This is a genomic window from Brucella sp. BE17 (assembly GCF_039545455.1).
GTDB lineage: Bacteria > Pseudomonadota > Alphaproteobacteria > Rhizobiales > Rhizobiaceae > Brucella.
This window is the reverse complement of the sequence record NZ_CP154468.1, coordinates 1519711-1538194: the sequence shown is the minus strand read 5'-3', so window position 1 is coordinate 1538194 and position 18484 is coordinate 1519711. Positions and strand designations below refer to the sequence as shown.

Genomic DNA, 18484 nt, shown 5'->3' with positions numbered 1-18484 from the left:
TTCCCAGGCCCTTAATGACGGCATCAGCACTGATGTCGTCTGAATACCGTCATTATGTCCGATTCTTTTTCTATCGCAAGGGGCGAGCCGATTAACAAATCGTTAGCGAGGAGTGCGCAGGCCAAGATATTTTGCAGATAAGAATCAATTTCGATCGATCTTGTTGTTTTTAAACGCTAATATTGGAATTAGACGGCAGTCTATCAAAAAACATCTGGCGACGTGCTGTATCATGGCGGTGGTTGTATATAACAATCCGCTCTCTGTTGTCACTGGTACCAAGCGCGAATCAAACAATTGTCGGGGGCGACAATTGTTGGTTTGCTGAGTAGGTGGCAGTAACCTCTCCGTTTTTCTTTGCCGCGAGCGGAGTTTCGAAATAAGTCGACAGCAACTTTAATTTGGGGCGTGGCTCGCATTTCGTAGCCGGGCTGTACGGAACTCCGCGCTGCTGTGAATGGCATACAAGATTTTATCATTTTCGGACGGAAGATGCGCCAAGTTTTATTTAATTCTAGCCTTGTCAAATTCAGCCGGGCTAGATGCTCAACTCGCTTATTTGGTCTTGCGACGCCTTTTTGCAGGTGCTCTGGAACGTAAGCCGTGTCTCTGAAGTTGGACGGTCTCGTTTATAACGAGATCCAAAACCTGAATGTAGAAACGTAGGATAGTTCTATTTCGAGCAGTTAGGCTGACGCCATAATGAGTGGATAAAAAAGCGTGCATATGTCTTCTGTCCGCCAAGTGAAGCCGGGGAACCTAAGGTTGGTTGCTGTAGGGATACAAAGACAAGATTGGCAGCCTTCATATATATCGGCTCGCGGCGATCTCTGTTGCGTTAAGCGTTTAGCTGCTTCTGTCTGTCTAGATAATCACGTTGCGCCGAAAAATATGCGTAAGGGGCTGGATTTTTCGGGGAAATTGCGGTAGGGTTATTAAGTGCTTGGGCAGCTGTTCAACCGCCTATCAACCGCACTTTTAGTTTTTCCAGATTTCCTTCAAAAGCGCGTCGATCTTAGTCTCTCTGGCAAAACTGAAGAGGGGTTTTACTTTTGTTAAGGCGAAAAGTATCCATATTTTTATGTTGTTGCGATTCCCTGTAATGTGGACCGTCAATGACGATTATTACGAGAAACATAATTGCATAATTCGATTTTTAGATGAGTCCGATTTCGGCATTGTAAATGCCGTGCGTCACGGGAAAGGCTATAAGAAGCTTTTTCAACTATGATAAGCGCCAATGCAGGCGACATAATATTGTGAAAGTTCCAATTCTTGGCGCGGCCGTGTGCTATCAGTGAACTAATTTTCTCCTTATATCGCTTTTATTTCTGATATATTTCAGCGGTATTGAAAACGTAAATTGCATGTCGAATAGTTTTCAGGAGGCGGAAGTTGGACCTTTTCACGTCCATGCGTTACTTCATTCGCGTATACGACACGAACTCATTAAGCGCTGCGGCAAAATCTTTCGATGTCGGGCAATCAACCGTTTCCAAAGCCATCGCCTATCTTGAGAAAAAACTCGAAGTATCGTTGTTCCTGAGATCGACGCGGCAGCTTACGCCAACAGAGCCCGGCCGAATATTTAACGAACATGCAGTCAAAGTCGTGGAGGACGCAGACGCGGCGGTTTCGGCGGTCGGAACGAAGGCGCAGAGTTTCTCCGGTCAGATCCGCATTAGCGGGACACTTACTTTTATGTGCCAATATATTATTCCGAAGCTTCCGCACTTTCTGGATGAGCATCCGGGCGTCGAAATATCTGTCCAACTGGACGACAGGAACGTAGGCCTGATCGAGCAAGGGATCGATGTTTCGCTCCGCATGGGGCAACTTGACGATTCTGGTCTTGTTGCAAAACGAATAGGGCGTTGCAGACGCATCGTGGTAGGCGCTACGACCTATCTTGCCGCTCACCCGGCACCAACAACACCTGATGATCTGCTTGATCATTCGACCGTTGTTTTCTCCCAGGGGGAGGGCGGTGATCGTTTTGAATTCAAGGGGCCGCACGGGACCAAAACGATATCGGTCAGGCCTAAATTACGGATTAATGCTACAGAAGGTGTTCGGTCGGCTGTTCTGAATGGTGCAGGCCTTACTGTGGCTACCGAGTGGATGTTTGAAGCCGAACTGAACAGCGGTGTCGTATGCGAAGTTCTTGAGCAATGGACCCTGCCGGATCTCGATCTGTGGGCCGTGATGCCTGCCGGGCGGCGCACCAGCGCAAAAGTACGGGCGTTGGTTGCGTTCATTGAAGAGCAAATCAGGGCTACGAAATTCGGCATCGAGTGATATTCGAAATAGGAATAAATTTTATTCGAATTCCCCCTCTAATCTCCTAATGTGGAATAATTTACTTAGTGCGAACGCTGTCGTCGGGATGGCGACCCACTTAGGAGATTATAATGTCAATCAAGATTTATAGTGACCTCGGCTCTGGTAGCTACCGCCGCGTCGCTGCTGCAGCCAAGATCATGGGCGTCGAGTATGAGCGTGTGAATGTTGACCTTTTCAAGGGCGAAAGTCATACGCCGGAATTTCTGAAGCTCAATCCTCACGGACTGACGCCCGTGCTACAGGATGGTGACACCATCATTTGGGAGTCATCCGCAATCAATCTCTATCTTGCGGAAAAGGTGAACTCGTCGCTCGTCGGTAAAACCCCAAGTGAACGTCACGAAGTGTTGCAGTGGATGTTCTGGTCCGGTGAGCAGTGGCGAATCTTCTTTGTGCTTCTGTTTGATGAGCGCGTGGGAGCGCGCGCAATGGGCAAGCCGCAAAACGAAGCGGTTATCGAACTCGCCCTGCGCAAGATCCGCGATGCGGCCTCTGTACTCGATGCTCATCTGGCTGACCGAAAGTTTATCGTGGGCAACGAACTGACTTTGGCTGACATCGATATCGCAGCACCGTTCTCACAGATCGCTCGATCCAAGCCGCCCCTTAACGAATTCCCGAATATTTCAGCGTGGCAACAGCGCCTTCTGGATACTGTTCCCGCATGGGCGGAAACCAAGCGCGATCTTGACGAGCGCATGGACACGTTCTTCGCTTCCATCGGCCTGACGTTCTGACGCATGAAATGTAGTGAGGTGTGTGCCCTGCATTCGCCTCGCTACCAATTGCGCTTTATCACGCCTTTGGGCGAGCCGGTTTTCCATTCTAAGTTGGGAGCAGTCGATTGTGTTCCAGTTACTGGACGCGCCATTATCCCCTGTTCACATACACAAACCGAAGCTTCCGCATGTCCATTGAGCCGTTGAATCGTCGCGAGGCGCCCCTTCTAACCAGAGAGCACTTGTCTGCATTACCGCAGATGCAAGAGGATATTGACCCAAGGGAACGGGGACTGTTTCTGACTGAGGATGAACTCGATCGCTCTCTGGCACAAATGATCGAGAGCACGTCGTCTGCCCATGACGTATGGGTATTCGCTTACGGCTCGCTGATCTGGAACCCCATCTTTCCGGTTGCAGAGGCGCGGCGGGCCCTCATCCATGGCTATCACAGGTCGCTGTGCATGAATTCCGTTCGTGGGCGTGGTTCCATCGACAACCCAGGCGCCATGCTTGCGCTGGACGCCGGGGGTGCCTGCAACGGGATCATCATGCGGATCGGTGGTGACGTGAGTTCCGAGCTTAAGCTGCTTTGGCGGCGAGAAATGATGTCCGGAGCATATCTTCCCAAATGGCTCGATGCAAAAACGAATTCTGGCCCAATTCGGGCACTGTGCTTCGTGGCAAATCGCACAAGCCCGCACTATGCGGGACGCCTAAGCGACGATGAGGTCTCTCGACGCGTTGCGACCGCCTCCGGCATTTGGGGATCCAATCTGGATTATGTGCAGCGTACACATGAAAGCCTGGTGCATCATGGCATTCGCGATAAGGCTCTGAGCCGTACTTTGATGCGTGATGAAAGGGAAGGGCGGTCAGAAACATGTCCTGATTGCCGAACATAAATTCAAATCTGGAATAATTAATATGCTGATCACGCTTCTACCCGTGACTGGGTGGTAAATCCTAAATCCTGTTCAACGCCCAAGCTGCGGCTTCGTTGCCGCGACAAACCTAAAGGATGAATTCTAGGAGGATCTGCGCCGCAATGGGAAACAGACTCACGAGTAAAGTAGCGGTCTTTACCGGCGGAAGTTCGGGCATAGGCTTTGGCATTACGAAGCGTTTCGCCCAAGAGGGAGCTTCGATGTATATCACAGGTCGTCGCCGAAATCGGCCATGGCGCGATGGCGCATCCATTATCCTGACTGGTTCGATCGCAGACTCCATCGGCATTCCAGAAATGTCTGTCTATTCATCGACAAAGGCGGCACTGCGTAATCTGGTGCGAGAATGGTTCGTGACTCGAAGGATCGACCACTGCGCATCAATGTGCTGAGTCCGGGCCACATTTCGACACCGGGCTTCGACGCGCTTGCAACCGAAGAAGATGTGGCAAATATGGCCGCAAATATCCCGGCCGGTCGAATGGGGACGCCTGTGGATGTAGCCGGAGCAGCGCTGTTTCTTACGTCTGACGATAGCGCTTATGTCAATTTGTTAGCGGATGCCGCTGGCGCGAGTAAACGAGTAGCCACATCATGCCGCAAAGGATGGCGACGTTGGTCGTTCAATCAGAATTGAAACGAAACAGAGAGAGATTTTGATGGAATACGAGCTTTATTGGATTAGCGGCAGCCCTTATTCATGGCGGGTTATGCTTACCCTTGGATACAAAGGTATCCCCTACGTATCGCATCGCATCGATTCTTCGACGAAGGAACATAAAAGCGCCGACTATCTGCTTCTCAACCCCCGCGGACAGGTGCCGACCTTTACAGCCAACGCATCGCCGATAACAGAGTCGGTTGCGATCATGGCGTTTCTCGAAGAAGCGCATCCGGAACCTGTGCTATTTGGGAGAAGTCCAATTGAGACCGCCCGTACATGGGAGACGATTTTCGAGTTTGAAAACTATATACGCGATCAACTTTCTGACGGAATTGTGAGGCCCCTTCTCAGGGGGCTTGCTCACAACGATCCGGACGGAATGCGCGCGTCTGCATCATCAGCGCTTGATGCGCTAGGGTGGATGGAGAAAGCTCTGCAGCGTGATGAGTATCTGGCAGGCGATACCGTTTCGGCCGCCGATATAGTGGCTCTGCCCAATATGCAGATGCTTGCGCGCGTTGGTCGTCGAGAGGAAGCAATCAAGATGAAATTGGGCCTCGATGACTTTGCTGTCAGTCTACCGGCTATCAGCGCTTGGTTAGCACGCATGGAGACCATACCAGGTTATGACTCCGCCTATCCGCCACATTGGCGCGGCTGATCCAAATAAAACCCCGGGTTTCCCAAACGGCAAAGAGAGCAAGCTTCCCTAACGCTGCTACAGGCGAGGGAAGCGTGATAACAGGGAAAACCAAGGAGCACATTTCGGTGGTTATAATGGCCTGAAATTCAGCCTTTTCTACTTAACCAGGATCTAAGGCCGCGCATAGGGCGCGCCAGCTAGAGAACGGGAACGACGTGCCGCTCCCCACCTGAAATCAGAGGCGATCGTCGAGGTTATGCCCACCCCCATGGGCGGCTCTGCGTCCACAGGCTCTTCGAAGGCGCGCTTGAGACCGATCAACAACTTTCAACGTGAGACGGCGAGCACATCGTTCGCCTCTTGGTGTGTCGACACCGCATTGCTAAGTTAATCCAAGCATAATCGTTTGAGGCTATAAGAGGTATGAAAGAATTTTCTTCCCCGCTTTAACGAGCGGAAAGATCTCGCGTTTCTGAAATCCTTTTAATCTAATTTGGTAATACCCCTTACGTATGCTCGAAGATTACCGTTACTATTCTCTGTTCCCCTTTCATGGGGACAACGCAGAGTTAAACAATCTGTATGCTTATATTTAAGCGGAGTCCCAACCCATGGACGATCTGCACTGGGAACGGAATTTCGGCCACTTGAAACTTTGCTCTAAGTCGAGCCAGAGCGGCATCAAGGCGGCGGCTATCCGGATCGGGTTCTGCGTCGGTGAAAAGTTTTATAACCGCATCGCGCTTGATTGTTTTTCCCGGGTTCTCAATCAGGTGTTCAAAAAGAAGTAACTCGCGGGTTGATAGCTTCACTTGCTGCTGATTTGAGGTGAGCAAAACTCGCTTTTGCAAATTAAGCCAAAGAACTGTTTCTTTAGGTGGGAGTATAGATGGTTTTTCGGTCTCGTTTTTTCGCGTTCGCTTTACAAGATTGTTGATGGCAAGGGCCAGTTCCTCGCTATCAACAGGCTTGGTCATATATAAATCTGCACCCTCGCTATAACCGCGTAAACGGTCCTCACGGCCGGTGCGCGCGGTCAGCATGATAATTCCCATATTGTTTTTTGCAGAAAGTTCTGTCACCAATTCAAAGCCTGAGGTGTCAGGCAAATTTACATCCAGCACGGCAACATCGAATGTCTGCTGACTCAAAGCTCTGTAAAACTCCAAGCCTGAGACCGCTTCTTTCACAGACATTTTGCGTAGCCGCAAATAGTCCGCAAGACTTTGGCGCAAATCATTGTCGTCCTCGACGAGAAGAACGCGGGTAGGCTCTATTTTAGGGGATATATTTGTCATGGGCCTGTTTTGGTCTGACTATTACACCTATCAAAACCTTAAGGCTGGACAGTTTTTCTGATGCTAATGCCGGAGTTCTTATGGAAATGAAAGCGGAACGCCGCAACCCCTGCCCAGTGCACCGGAAGAAAACCAAAAGCCTGATAAGGGATTTTGCTAGCCGGTTTCATTTTTTTATGTGTTTTTTGCTTTTGCTATTACACATTGTCCTTCCGGGCAAGGTGTATGCTGCAGAAATAACGGTTTTTCCTAAGTTAGATGGGAACGTGTCAGCTTTAACAGACAGTACTTTCGGGTTGACGATTTCAGAAGTATTGCGTGCTGAGCATCAAAAGGACTTTTATCCAAGCCCGACTGCGAGTTTTAATTATGGTTTCGCGAAGACTGCCGTTTGGATAAAAGTTTCAATACCGAGTGACATGAACGGGAACGGCGTTTTGTCGTTCATGCCTAATTTTCTTGATACCGTTGACATCTATGTTGGTGCGCCTGGGAAAGCCGCGAAGGTTTCCGATTTTATCAAATACGAGGCTGGTGATCACCGTCCGGTTCTGTCAAGCGGCATTTCCGGGATCGATGATGCCGTTGCGCTGACGTTTTCCGCAGGAAAGACGACAACCGTTTATATTCATGTCGTGAACCATAATTCCGTTACGCAACTTAGCCTGCGTTTGGAAGAAGAAAACAACCATGGCCGCCAACTTGTAACGGGCGGCCTTCTTTACGGCGTGTGGTTTGGTGGAATGGGTACTTTATTCCTCACCCAACTCGTTTTCTTCTTCTTTTCTCGTAAAGCTGAATATCCTTTATTGGCACTCAGTACTCTGGGCGTCATTATGATCTATTTTGGCAATCTGGGGCTAAGCCACGTTTATCTGTTTCGGGGATTTGGTGCCGGTAACGATGCCTTTATCGGGGTTAATGCATGGTCAGGGCTCGCCGCCAGCGCCCTTGCTTATATGCATATTCTCAATCTGAGACGTTATGCGCCTAAAATGCGCTGGTTTTATTTGTTTACTGCGTTCTCAGGCTTGGTGGGCGTTGGTTTTGCCTTGACGGGCAAGACAGCACAGTTCGGACCCTATGGCTCGATGCTCAGTATTGTAGGTGTATTTGTCACCGTTTTCCTAAGTTTGCGACAGATCAATACGGAAGGTAGCGCGAGCAGGCTGCGAGCGGCAGCATTTTTTATCATGGGGGTGGGTGCGACCTTGACCATGTTGCAAAGACTGGGTTTGTCCTGGCTTCCTCATTGGACATTTCATGCCTATGGAGCGGCAATTCTTTTCCAGACGCTTTTGCTGACAGGATCCCTTGTCGTTCGATTGCGTGATCTCGAAATCAGAAACTGGAAAATGCATAAAGATGCCTTGCGACAGTCAAGGACGGCTGAACGCATTGCGGCGCATCTCGTCGAAGAAAGAACCAAAGAACTCGTTGACGCGCGCAGGGCTGCGGAGGATGCCTTGCGCGCTGAAATTCAATCACAGCTTTCACAAGTGAGATTTTTGGAAGTTGTTTCTCATCAATATCGCACGCCGTTGGCGGCAATCCGTTCGAGCGTCGATAGTATTGAACTGGCGTTGCCCGAGGGCGATGATGATAATCGCAGCCGCATATCCCGTATTCGTCGCTCTATATCGCGTCTGGTCGAATTGCTGGAAGCCAATCTGGTCAGAAGTCGGCTGCAAGGCCCGTCCTATAAGCCGAAGATGAAAATCCGTGAGGCCGCGTCAATCGTGGAGAGGGCTTATTTGAGAGCCAAAGACCTTCACGGAGCAGAAATTGTATTTAATGTTGACGACGATGCGCAGGCCGTAAAAATAAATGCGGATTCAGGCATGCTGGATCTGGCAATCATTAATCTGCTTGATAATGCAGTGAAATACAGCGCGAGCAGGGGAGCGATTACTTTATCGCTCTCTTTAAGAGAGCCGCATGTCATGATAGAAGTTTCCGATACGGGGCCTGGTATTCCTTCAGAAGAACTTCCCTATATATTCGATAAACTCATGCGGGGCAGCAATGCGGAAACGATTGAAGGCTCGGGGTTGGGCTTGTTTCTCGTTGCCAAAATCACAGAGATTCATGGCGGCGCCGTTGAAGCGGAAAGTAGCCCTGGATACGGTACGCGGATCAGTCTGCTCCTTCCTATATCTAAGCTAATTTCAAATTCCTAAGCCACTGTATCACGGATGACACAGCTTTCGTTACATTGCGTTACATAGAATAAAAACCGTTACATTTGCTTGTATTGTTAGTCTTTTTCCCTCCCGCTAGACAGCAGCCAGTATCAACTTTTGGCTGGCAACTGATAATGCGGCGGTGGGGAAATTAAATGTCTGTAAAAAATGACAAGACTGTAATCGCGAAAAACACATTGGTTCGCAAGGGATACGAGATTGCAGCTACACATCGTAGAAAAAATCTCCTTGCATCCGTTTCACTGAATATCCTTGCCGCGGTTGGCCAGCTAAATCTGCAATACAGGACTCTTAACAAGGTTGGATTGGTGGCGCTGGGTGTGCTGGCTGCTCCCATTGCCGCGCAAGCGCACACGGATTCTCTTGGTTATATCTTGACCCCCGGCAGTGCAGAGGGGCTCTATAATGCGAGAATCGTTTACGGTAGCTGGCATAGTGGAACAGTAAACCCAGAAGGATCGGCTGACTTATCGAAAGACGGTACTAAAATTAAAACAGAAGTTTTTAGTATCTATCTAGCAAATGTGAGCAATGGCACTCTTCCAGATGATTTAACCGTAGGAACGAATTATTTTTACGCCAGCCAAGATGGGGAGTCGTTAACGACCACTCCGCACTCAAGCGGCGTCTATAATTTCCAATCTGCTTACTTTATTGACCTGACACCAGGAACTTATACCTTCAATTACGCGCCTGGCCAGCTCTCGGACGTTTGGCGTCCCGCTGGTAATGCTATTAGTAAAGGTACGTTTATTATCACGGCCGATGGTGGGATCGAAGTTCCGGGTGCACCATCGACCGCAACCGATATTGCTGGTGCTGGCACGTCCTATGATGCCAGCAATCTGGGCGATAGTGTTAATTCGGTCTTCACAGGTGGGACACTGGTCGCCGATCAGAACAATCAAACTCATTCGAATAATTTTACGCTCGATTCTTCTGCATCGAACACTATTGATGCAAACGGAAACATCACGACCTTTACTGGTACGTTCTCGGATGTGGATTCGGCACAGCCTGGAAAAATAACTTTTGCGGACAGTTCTGCAAACGGTAACGGGAAAGTCACGCTCACTGGTGAGAACACCCATACCGGTGGCACTATGCTCAACAGTGGCACGCTTGCGCTTTCTGGTAATGGTACGCTTGGTGCGAACAGCAACACAACCACGGTCAACGGCGGCACGCTGGAACTCGGGGGTACCGATCAGACGCAGCGCGCTCTCGTGCAAACAGATGGCACGGTCCAGAACGGTAGCGTGAGTGTTTTTGATTACACGCTTTCCGGTGGCACACTTGCCAGAAATGCGACTATCGATGCCTCACATTTGATCGCTGTCAGTGCCGGGCAGGTTGATGGCGTGCTTAATGGATCGGCCGCGCTGACCAAGTCGGGATCAGGTACAGTCACATTGACCAATGGCAATGGCTATACGGGGGGCACCAGCCTCGATGAAGGCACGCTTGCGCTTTCAGGCAATGGTACGCTTGGTGCGAACAGCAACACGACCACAGTCAATGGCGGTGTGCTGGAACTCGGTGGTACCGGCCAGACGCAGCGCGCTCTCGTGCAAACAGATGGCACGGTCCAGAACGGTAGCGTGAGTGTTTTTGATTACACACTTTCCGGTGGCACACTTGCCAGCAATGCGACTATCAATGCTTCACAGTCTATTGCTGTCAGTGCCGGACAAGTTGATGGCGTGCTTAATGGATCGGCCGCGCTGACCAAGTCGGGATCAGGTACAGTCACATTGACCAATGGCAATGGCTATACGGGGGGCACCAGCCTTGATGCAGGCACGCTTGCGCTTTCTGGCAATGGTACGCTTGGTGCGAACAGCAACACGACCACGGTCAACGGCGGCACGCTGGAACTCGGCGGTACCGATCAGACGCAGCGCGCTCTCGTGCAAACAGACGGCACGGTCCAGAATGGTGGCGTCAGCGTTGTTGATTACACGCTGTCCGGCGGCACACTAGCCAGCAATGCGACTATCGATGCTTCACAGTCTATTGCTGTCAGTGCCGGACAGGTTGATGGCGTGCTCAATGGATCGGCTGCGCTGACCAAGACGGGATCAGGCACAGTCACCTTGACCAACACCAACAATTACAGCGGTGGCACGACAATACAGAATGGGATTTTGGTTGTCGGCAATGGCGGCACCGCCGGTTCTATAACCGGCGATGTCGTCAACGACGGAACATTGGTAATCAACCGTTCGGATAGAGTGGATTTTGCTGGTAATATTAGCGGTGCAGGTTCTGTTGTGCTTGCAGGTGGCGGGACCACTCAGCTTGCAGATAACAACCTCTATAGTGGTGGAACGACGGTTGCCAACAGCGTTGTCTGGGGATCGGCGTCAAGCTTTGGCACAGGGCAGATCAGCAACAATGGCGTGGTTGTTTTCAACCAGCAACAGATCGGTAATCTCGCCAACGCTCTGACTGGTGCAGGTTCATTCGTTAAGGTGGGAACGAATGCGCTCGAGCTTTCCAGTAGCGGTGATTTCAACGGCACATTTTATGTCGAAGAGGGAAGCTTGGCTGTGAATTCCCAACTGGTTCACGGCGATTTTCAAATTGGCAGCGGTGCTCTTTTGAGCGGCACCGGCGGATTGGGTAGCCTTACTCTAAGAAAAGGATCAACTCTCGCAACGGGTAACAGTATAGGCACACTGACTGTTGCCGGGAATGTTGTGCAGCAGAACGGTTCATTTTGGAACGTCGAACTGGCGCAGTCAGGCATCAATGATAGCCTCGTTGCCGGTGGAACAGTCACAATTGAAGACGGCGTGGTTCTCAACGTTGCAAATGTTACAGGCGTAAGATACGCGCTTGATGATACATTCACGGTTCTGAGCGCACAGAACGGCGTCTCTGGAACTTATACGCTGGCGGGCGATACTTATATTTCGACATTTTATGGTCTAATCGCTGATTATAGCGATCCGAATTCTGTTGTCCTGCGCGTTGCCCAGAGCCGCCAATTTGATCAGCTCAGCGGCTTGAATAAAAACCAGAACGCTGTTGCGGGTGCTCTGCAATCGCTTGGCATAGACAATCCGCTTTATCAGGCAATCAGCTATTTGAATGACGAGAACGAGGCCAAGAGCGCTTTCACGCAATTATCCGGTGAGATTCATGCGTCTGCTCACGCAGTAACGCTTGAAGATAGCCGGTTCGTCCGTGACGCAGCCCTAGGTCGCCTTCGTACCATCATGGGTGGCGTTTCCGGCGGTAGTGCCGCAGATACCGTTGCCGATAGCGGGCTTTCATGGTGGAGCCATGGCTTTGGTTCAGATGGTCGTTTTGAGAATACGTCAAACAACGGCGCTTCTGATCTGGATCGCACCATTGCCGGCGGATTTGCGGGTGTCGACACCGTGGTCGGTGATGCTTGGCGTATTGGTGCACTTGCTGGTTACAGCCATTCCAACTTCGATACGCGCTGGTTGAATTCAAGCGGTAAAGCGACAAGCTATCATGTTGGGCTCTATGGCGGCGGCAAGGCTGGTGTCATCGATGTAAAACTGGGCGCAGCTTATAGCTGGCAGGACATCGATACGGCACGTTCCGTAAGCTTTACCGGGTTTTCGGATTCTCTGTCTGCGAGTTACCGTAATCAGGTCACGCAGATATTTGGTGAAGCATCGCATCAATTTGATGTTCAGGGCGTGGCGTTGGAGCCATTTGCAAATCTTGCCTATGTCCATCTGCATAGCGGAAGCTTTACGGAAGACGGTGGCGCAGCTGCTTTGAAAGGGGCCAGTGACAATTCCGGGACTTTGTTTTCAACGATCGGCTTGCGCGCAAGCACTGTTGTTTCTGAAGATGGTGCGACAAAGCTCTACGGTTCTGCAGCCTGGCGTCATGCTTACAATGATTTGACGCCCGACAGTCGTTTGAGCTTTGCGTCAGGTGGAAGTGCGTTCTCAACAGGTGGAGTTCCGGTTGCAAAGAATCTGGCTGTTCTGGAATTAGGCCTTGATCGCAAGTTCACCGATGGATTGAGTATCGGTGTTTCCTACTCCGGCCAGATCGGAAATGGCTCGCAGGATCACGGAGCTAAAGCCCAATTGCAGTGGAAGTTCTAAAGAACGCCCTATTCTGATATATAAGTGCTGGGGATAATCATCTCCGGTACTTTTTTCTCGGAGTTATTATGAACCCCATATTCAAATCCGTTTTGATAAACTTTGGTATCGTGGCTGTTATGACTGGGCATGGTTTTGCTGCCTCTGATACGCCAAAAGCCGTCAATGAAAGCTTTGGAGATTGGCAGGTTGCCTGTAAATCTCAGGACGGACGCCAACTCTGTGCCGCAATCCAGCAAGTGGCTGGTTCGATTGAAGGAAAACCAGACGCACGCCAGCGCATAATAGCATTGGAGATAATACGTGCGGGAACCTCTGCAATCGGAACGATGATTTTACCCTTCGGCATCGATGTGAGCAAAGGTGTATCCCTGAGCCTGACAGGCGCAGATGCCAACGGATCGTCGTTGCCGTTCAAAACATGTCTGCCTGCAGGTTGCCTGGTGCCGCTTGAATTTGGCCCCCAGGCGGTGGAGGGGTTGAAGAAAGCAGAAAAACTCACTGTCAGTTTTGAAACCACAGCAGACGGACAGAAAAAAAGTATTGCCGTGTCCCTTAAAGGATTTGGCGAAGCTTTTGATCATATCAAGCCGTTGGAAGACGTAAGACAATAATGTGATCGGCATCGTAAACTTCACGGACAGCGCTTGAAAATTTAGCCGTTTGGTTTTGCTTATAAGGCTTGTAGACGTGCGCTTTCTTTCCGCATCTGCCAGGCAGATGCGCGCATTTCGCGATGCTGATCGGACGGAATATCATGGCGTAGAATGTTGAAGAAATTGGCGACCGGGTCATAAATGGAAACGAAGCACTGGAGATGTCTGAGAACGGCGGTGCAAAATTAGTCCACGAAATCGGCGGAATATTTCTGTCGAGGACGGAGTAAAATCCGGCCACCTATTTATCCTTCTGCGATGATTGCGGGAGGGTTAGAGGATTTACACCGTGGACTTATATTTGAAGGTTCGACTTGCTTGTTCTGAAGGGATGACCCGTCGGCAAGCAGCGAAGCATTTCAACCTTTCCCGCTCGACGGTTGATAAGATGATTTCCTATTCGGTTCCGCCAGGTTATCGTCGCAAAGCTGTGATCCGTCGTCCGAAGCTTGATGCCTTTACAGCGACGATTGATCACTGGCTTGATGAGGACGTGAAGGTTCCGCGCAAACAGCGCCATACGGCCAAACGTGTGTTCGAGCGTCTTCGCGCGGAATGCGGTTTCACCGGCGGCTACACGATTATCAAGGACTATATCCGCGAACGCGAGCAGCGCCGACAGGAGGTGTTTGTGCCTTTGCCGCATGAGCCCTGCCATGCGCAAGCAGATTTCGGTGAGGCGATGGTGGAGATTGGTGGTGTTGAACAGAAGGCGCATTTCTTCGTGCTGGATTTACCACATAGCGACAGCGGCTACGTGCGGGCCTATCCGGCGGCCGTGGCGGAGGCTTGGGTCGATGGCCACATTCACGCCTTTGCTTTTTTCGGAGCTGTACCGCAGTCAATTGTCTATGACAATGATCGTTGCCTGGTATCGAAGATATTGCCCGATGGCACGCGTCAGCGCGCGACGCTGTTCAGCGGCTTCCTGTCCCATTACTTAATCCGGGATCGTTATGCGCGTCCGGGGAAAGGCAACGAAAAGGGGAACGTTGAGGGCCTTGTGGGTTATGCACGGCGGAACTTCATGGTTCCCATTCCGCAGTTTGCGACATGGGCTGCGTTCAACATCTGGCTGGAAGAGCAATGCCGCAAGCGTCAACAAGACAGGCTGCGCGGTGAGAATGAGACTATCGGTGAGCGACTGCAACGGGATCTGGCTGCCATGCGTCCATTGCCGGCTTCGCCATTCGACACCTGTGATCAGGCCAGCGGCACAGTAACGGCTCAAGCTCTGGTTCGCTACAAGACGAACGACTATTCCGTACCGGTTGCCTACGGCCACAGGCAGGTCTGGATACGGGGCTATGTCGATGAGGTGGTGATCAGCTGCGGCGGTGAGACTATCGCGCGCCATGTGCGCAATTGGGGGCGGGAAGATGTCGTTTTTGATCCGCTACATTACCTGCCGCTGATTGAGAAGAAGATCAATGCGCTGGATCAGGCAGCTCCTCTTCAAGGATGGGCTCTGCCCGAAGAGTTCGCTACGTTGCGTCGGTTGATGGAAGGCCGCATGGCAAAGCATGGGAAACGGGAATATGTGCAGATATTGCGCCTGCTGGAAAGTTTCGATCTCGCCGACCTGCATGCAGCGGTGAAGCAGGCCCTGCAGCTTGGAGCCAATAGGCTTCGACGCTGTCAAACATCTTGTCCTGTGTCGGGTGGAGCGTCGGCCGCCACGGCTTGATCTGTCGATCTATCCTTACCTACCCAAAGCAACGGTCGAGAAGACGTCGGCGAAAGCCTACATGCGCCTCTTGTCGTCGGATGCAGGAGAAGCGGCATGAACATTGAAGCACCAGAGATCCTGCTGTCCCATTATCTCAAGACCTTGAAGCTGCCGACCTTCCAGCGCGAGTACCAGAAGCTGGCCAGATTATGCGCCCCCCGAAGGGGTCGATCATGTCGGATATCTCAGTCGTCTTGCTGAACGCGAGATGATCGAGCGGGAGCGCCGCAAAGTCGAACGCCGCATCAGGGCAGCACGGTTCCCAACAGTCAAAAGTCTCGACAGCTTTGACTTCTCAGCCATCCCGAAGCTCAATAAGATCCAGGTACTGGAACTGGCACGCTGCGAATGGATCGAACGGCGTGAGAACGTCATCGCGCTTGGTCCCAGTGGCACGGGCAAAACTCATGTGGCGCTTGGGCTTGGTTTGGCCGCATGCCAAAAGGGCCTATCCGTCGGTTTCAACACGGCAGCTGCCCTGGTCAGCGAGATGATGGAAGCGCGTGATAAACGGCGACTGTTGCGGTTCCAGAAGCAGATGGCGGCCTATAGGTTGCTGATCATTGCCGAACTGGGCTTCGTGCCGTTGTCAAAGACTGGAGCGGAATTGCTGTTCGAGCTGATCTCGCAACGCTATGAGCGAGGCGCAACTCTCATCACCAGCAATCTGCCATTTGACGAATGGACGGAAACACTCGGATCCGAGCGGTTGACCGCTACACAACTGGATCGCATCACCCACCACGTCAACATTCTTGAAATGAACGGCGACAGCTATCGCCTCGCTCAAAGCCGAGCCAAAAAGCACCGCTAAAACACACACAAAATTATCGCCGCCGCAATTTGGCCTGTTTTTAGTCCGCCGTTGATAGGTGTGCCTGTTTCAAACTCCTATTGATTTTTGTTCGGCACCTATCATATATTGCAAGGTGCCGAACAAATGGAGTTTTACTTGTCGACACAAATGGAATCGGGCCGACACGACACTGTCGGCGGTTGGGCAAAGCGATGCTACTTCGCCGGTCGAGCTGTTATGGATGCTACGCTACGTCCTTATGGTTTGGGCTCTACGCAATGGTATGTCCTCTATCATCTCGCGAATGAGGGGTCGACTCGACAGAGCGACCTGCTTCGCTCCCTGCATATCGAGCGAGCCTCAATGAGTGGTGTGGTGGCCACGTTGCAGCGCAAAGGGCTGATCAACCAGGTTCAAGCTGCTGATGATCAACGGCAGAAGTGCCTACGCATGACTGCGGCTGGAACGAAGCTCTGGGGCGAACTTCCCGACCTCCGTCCTGTAGTAACGCAGGCCTTCGACGGTATCGACGCGGATGACCTCGCGACAACCTTACGCGTCCTTAGTCAAGCTACTGAACAGCTGGACAGGCTTTTGAAGAAAGGGAACATCGCATGACAATTCTGATTACTGGCGCGACCGGCCTCGTAGGCGCGCGTCTGCTGAAGCGTCTTGCTGAGACAGGGCAATCGTGTCGGGCATTGGTTCGCGCTGGTAAGCCAGTGCCTGCGAGTGTGGACGGTGTAGAGGGCGATCTTTTCGATCTCGCATCATTGGCTACGGCTCTTCGAGAGGTTTCTGCTGTCATTCACCTCGCTGCCGTGTTCCGCACGCATGACACGGATCTGATCTGGAAGAGCAATCTGGAAGGAACGCGTAATCTGATTGGCGCTGCTAGCCAACACGCCCCTCAGGCCCGCTTCATCATGGCCAGCACGGGAAATGTTTACGACAGGAATTGCACGCATCCCAGTCGCGAGGACGACGAAGTTCATCCAGAGCAAGCGTATCCCGCGAGCAAGATAGCGGCCGAGAAGCTGTTAAGGGAAAGCGAACTCAACTGGTCGATTGTGCGGCTTCCGTTCGTCTATGGGGATGGCGACGGACATCTGCAGGCTCTTCCCAGATACGTCAAGCCGTTCGGCTTCCATCCTGCTCACCGAATGAGCACGGTTCACCATCGCGATGTCGCAACCGCTATGCGTTTGGCCCTGGAGGGGAGGTTTGATGGTCAAATTGTCAACATTTCCGATGAAGCGCCGACCACCGTATGTGAATTGGTCCGCCTGGTCGACGGTGCCATGGAAGACTCCGCCGAGCCGCTAACCGATCCTTGGTTTCTTCATATGGATGGTGCGCTTGCACGCAAGCTGGGTTTTCAACCGGAGGTGCGGACAGTTTATCAGGCAGCGCAGGAAGGGCTGCTGTGATGGGTTTAGTCGAGGCGCACGTTGATGTAGGCCGCGTGCCAGACGAAACGTGCTAATATGTCCGGCAGCATGCTTTTCTTAGGGTTGCGTCTTCTCCCCACGTGGAGAACCGGCTTAGGGTTTCCAATCTCGCTCAATGGACGCCAGAGCATTTTTTGAACGGGACAATGCTTTTCGAACAGACTTGAAGAGAAACTCTGGTGGTCAGAGTGCGCTTTTTGTTACGGTGCTTTGTATGGCGCCAGCGCTGAAGCGAAGGATAAATTATACAAGGTTGCGAATCGTGACGGCTGTTACTGTCTTCGATCCCTTCCGCAACTGGAAGAAGAAGGTGCTGAGGGCAGGGCTTCTCCATAGGCTCGAGGACCTTGTTCAGCTTCGCCACGTTCGGCTATACTTACAATCGCGAGGGTCTGCTGGCGGACGGTCGCGCCGAATTGCGCCCAACGGTAAGCCACCATCCGTACCAAGCGAATTTTTTCAACGGAACCGTGTTAAATGACAATTCCAGTTGAGATATTGCTTTATTTAACTGCACCCCATCAACGGCTTTCCGCCAACCTTTAGGTATGCAAAATCGGCATACCGATCAGCTTACTTTCGATTTCGGTTTCCGGTGCTCCCTTCGTATAAGGATGGATCATTCATCGACTGCAACAAAACCCAGGGAACATGAAGATATGGCATACATAACTGCAGAAATTCGAGCTTCGAAAGTATATCATGGATACGATGAGGCTCGGAAAGCAGTCGTCGATGATCTTGACGTAGGTGTATTTGTAAAGAAACTTATCAAGGTCTCCAGAATTTTGTCGGTTACCGAAGATTATATTTTTATTGAGTGCCCTCACAACACCGTTCAGACTTGGGAGTATAAAGGAACGCTTGAGGATTTGAGATTGAAACTGCTTCAGGTGGGTGTCGCGGCGGTGTAATTGTTTCTTCTGCACAGTGG

11 protein-coding genes and 3 pseudogenes are annotated in these 18484 nt (G+C 51.3%); 13 read left to right on the top strand and 1 reads right to left on the bottom strand.

Features of this window, described 5'->3' with window-relative positions; genetic code table 11:
• The first annotated feature begins 1395 nt into the window (after positions 1 to 1395).
• The 5 genes and pseudogenes from AAIB41_RS18470 (at position 1396) to AAIB41_RS18450 (ending at position 5334) form a co-directional block, all read left to right on the top strand.
• Positions 1396 to 2298, top strand: a complete 903-nt coding sequence (locus tag AAIB41_RS18470; protein ID WP_343315409.1) for a LysR family transcriptional regulator — start codon at positions 1396 to 1398, stop codon at positions 2296 to 2298.
• A gap of 113 nt (positions 2299 to 2411) precedes the next feature.
• Positions 2412 to 3080 (top strand): glutathione S-transferase family protein, encoded by a 669-nt coding sequence (locus tag AAIB41_RS18465; RefSeq protein WP_343315408.1) that lies wholly within the window; start codon positions 2412 to 2414, stop codon positions 3078 to 3080.
• A 224-nt stretch (positions 3081 to 3304) separates the two neighbouring features.
• Positions 3305 to 3967: a gamma-glutamylcyclotransferase gene (locus tag AAIB41_RS18460; RefSeq protein ID WP_343315407.1), complete on the top strand. Its 663-nt coding sequence runs from the start codon at positions 3305 to 3307 to the stop codon at positions 3965 to 3967.
• A 143-nt stretch (positions 3968 to 4110) separates the two neighbouring features.
• Positions 4111 to 4646: pseudogene (locus AAIB41_RS18455) on the top strand (SDR family oxidoreductase).
• 22 nt (positions 4647 to 4668) lie between these two features.
• Positions 4669 to 5334, top strand: coding sequence for a glutathione S-transferase family protein (locus AAIB41_RS18450; protein WP_343315406.1), 666 nt, complete (start codon positions 4669 to 4671; stop codon positions 5332 to 5334).
• A gap of 551 nt (positions 5335 to 5885) precedes the next feature.
• Here the strand turns inward: AAIB41_RS18450 and AAIB41_RS18445 are convergent.
• On the bottom strand, positions 5886 to 6614 hold the full coding sequence (locus AAIB41_RS18445) for a response regulator transcription factor (protein ID WP_343315404.1): 729 nt from the start codon (positions 6612 to 6614) through the stop codon (positions 5886 to 5888).
• An 80-nt stretch (positions 6615 to 6694) separates the two neighbouring features.
• Here AAIB41_RS18445 and AAIB41_RS18440 point away from each other — a divergent pair, with 80 nt between their 5' ends.
• The 8 genes and pseudogenes from AAIB41_RS18440 to AAIB41_RS18405 all read left to right on the top strand — a co-directional run bounded on the left by AAIB41_RS18440 (position 6695) and on the right by AAIB41_RS18405 (position 18464).
• On the top strand, positions 6695 to 8794 hold the full coding sequence (locus AAIB41_RS18440; protein WP_343315402.1) for a sensor histidine kinase: 2100 nt from the start codon (positions 6695 to 6697) through the stop codon (positions 8792 to 8794).
• 158 nt (positions 8795 to 8952) lie between these two features.
• Positions 8953 to 12918: an autotransporter domain-containing protein gene (locus AAIB41_RS18435; protein WP_343315400.1), complete on the top strand. Its 3966-nt coding sequence runs from the start codon at positions 8953 to 8955 to the stop codon at positions 12916 to 12918.
• Between the two features lie 68 nt (positions 12919 to 12986).
• Complete coding sequence (locus AAIB41_RS18430) at positions 12987 to 13532, top strand: invasion associated locus B family protein (protein ID WP_343315399.1); 546 nt, start codon at positions 12987 to 12989, stop codon at positions 13530 to 13532.
• Positions 13533 to 13905: 373 nt separating this feature from the next.
• Positions 13906 to 15361: pseudogene (gene istA / locus AAIB41_RS18425) on the top strand (IS21 family transposase).
• Positions 15358 to 16117: pseudogene (gene istB / locus AAIB41_RS18420) on the top strand (IS21-like element helper ATPase IstB). The pseudogenes istA and istB overlap by 4 nt, the downstream one beginning before the upstream one ends.
• 126 nt (positions 16118 to 16243) lie before the next feature.
• Positions 16244 to 16717, top strand: coding sequence for a MarR family transcriptional regulator (locus tag AAIB41_RS18415; protein ID WP_343315398.1), 474 nt, complete (start codon positions 16244 to 16246; stop codon positions 16715 to 16717).
• Positions 16714 to 17529, top strand: coding sequence for an NAD(P)-dependent oxidoreductase (locus AAIB41_RS18410; RefSeq protein ID WP_343315397.1), 816 nt, complete (start codon positions 16714 to 16716; stop codon positions 17527 to 17529). The genes AAIB41_RS18415 and AAIB41_RS18410 overlap by 4 nt, the downstream gene beginning before the upstream one ends.
• A 680-nt stretch (positions 17530 to 18209) precedes the next feature.
• The gene (locus tag AAIB41_RS18405; RefSeq protein WP_343315396.1) at positions 18210 to 18464 is read left to right on the top strand and encodes a hypothetical protein; all 255 of its coding nucleotides are present in this window, start codon (positions 18210 to 18212) and stop codon (positions 18462 to 18464) included.
• Positions 18465 to 18484: the final 20 nt, after the last annotated feature.

What these genes read in the sequence shown, in the direction of transcription:
- AAIB41_RS18465 (WP_343315408.1), top strand. Translation starts at nt 2,412, where the DNA reads ATGTCAATCAAGATTTATAGTGACCTCGGCTCTGGTAGCTACCGCCGC.
- AAIB41_RS18450 (WP_343315406.1), top strand. Translation starts at nt 4,669, where the DNA reads ATGGAATACGAGCTTTATTGGATTAGCGGCAGCCCTTATTCATGGCGG.
- AAIB41_RS18445 (WP_343315404.1), bottom strand. Translation starts at nt 6,614, where the DNA reads ATGACAAATATATCCCCTAAAATAGAGCCTACCCGCGTTCTTCTCGTC.
- AAIB41_RS18440 (WP_343315402.1), top strand. Translation starts at nt 6,695, where the DNA reads ATGGAAATGAAAGCGGAACGCCGCAACCCCTGCCCAGTGCACCGGAAG.
- AAIB41_RS18435 (WP_343315400.1), top strand. Translation starts at nt 8,953, where the DNA reads ATGTCTGTAAAAAATGACAAGACTGTAATCGCGAAAAACACATTGGTT.
- AAIB41_RS18430 (WP_343315399.1), top strand. Translation starts at nt 12,987, where the DNA reads ATGAACCCCATATTCAAATCCGTTTTGATAAACTTTGGTATCGTGGCT.
- AAIB41_RS18415 (WP_343315398.1), top strand. Translation starts at nt 16,244, where the DNA reads ATGGAGTTTTACTTGTCGACACAAATGGAATCGGGCCGACACGACACT.
- AAIB41_RS18410 (WP_343315397.1), top strand. Translation starts at nt 16,714, where the DNA reads ATGACAATTCTGATTACTGGCGCGACCGGCCTCGTAGGCGCGCGTCTG.
- AAIB41_RS18405 (WP_343315396.1), top strand. Translation starts at nt 18,210, where the DNA reads ATGGCATACATAACTGCAGAAATTCGAGCTTCGAAAGTATATCATGGA.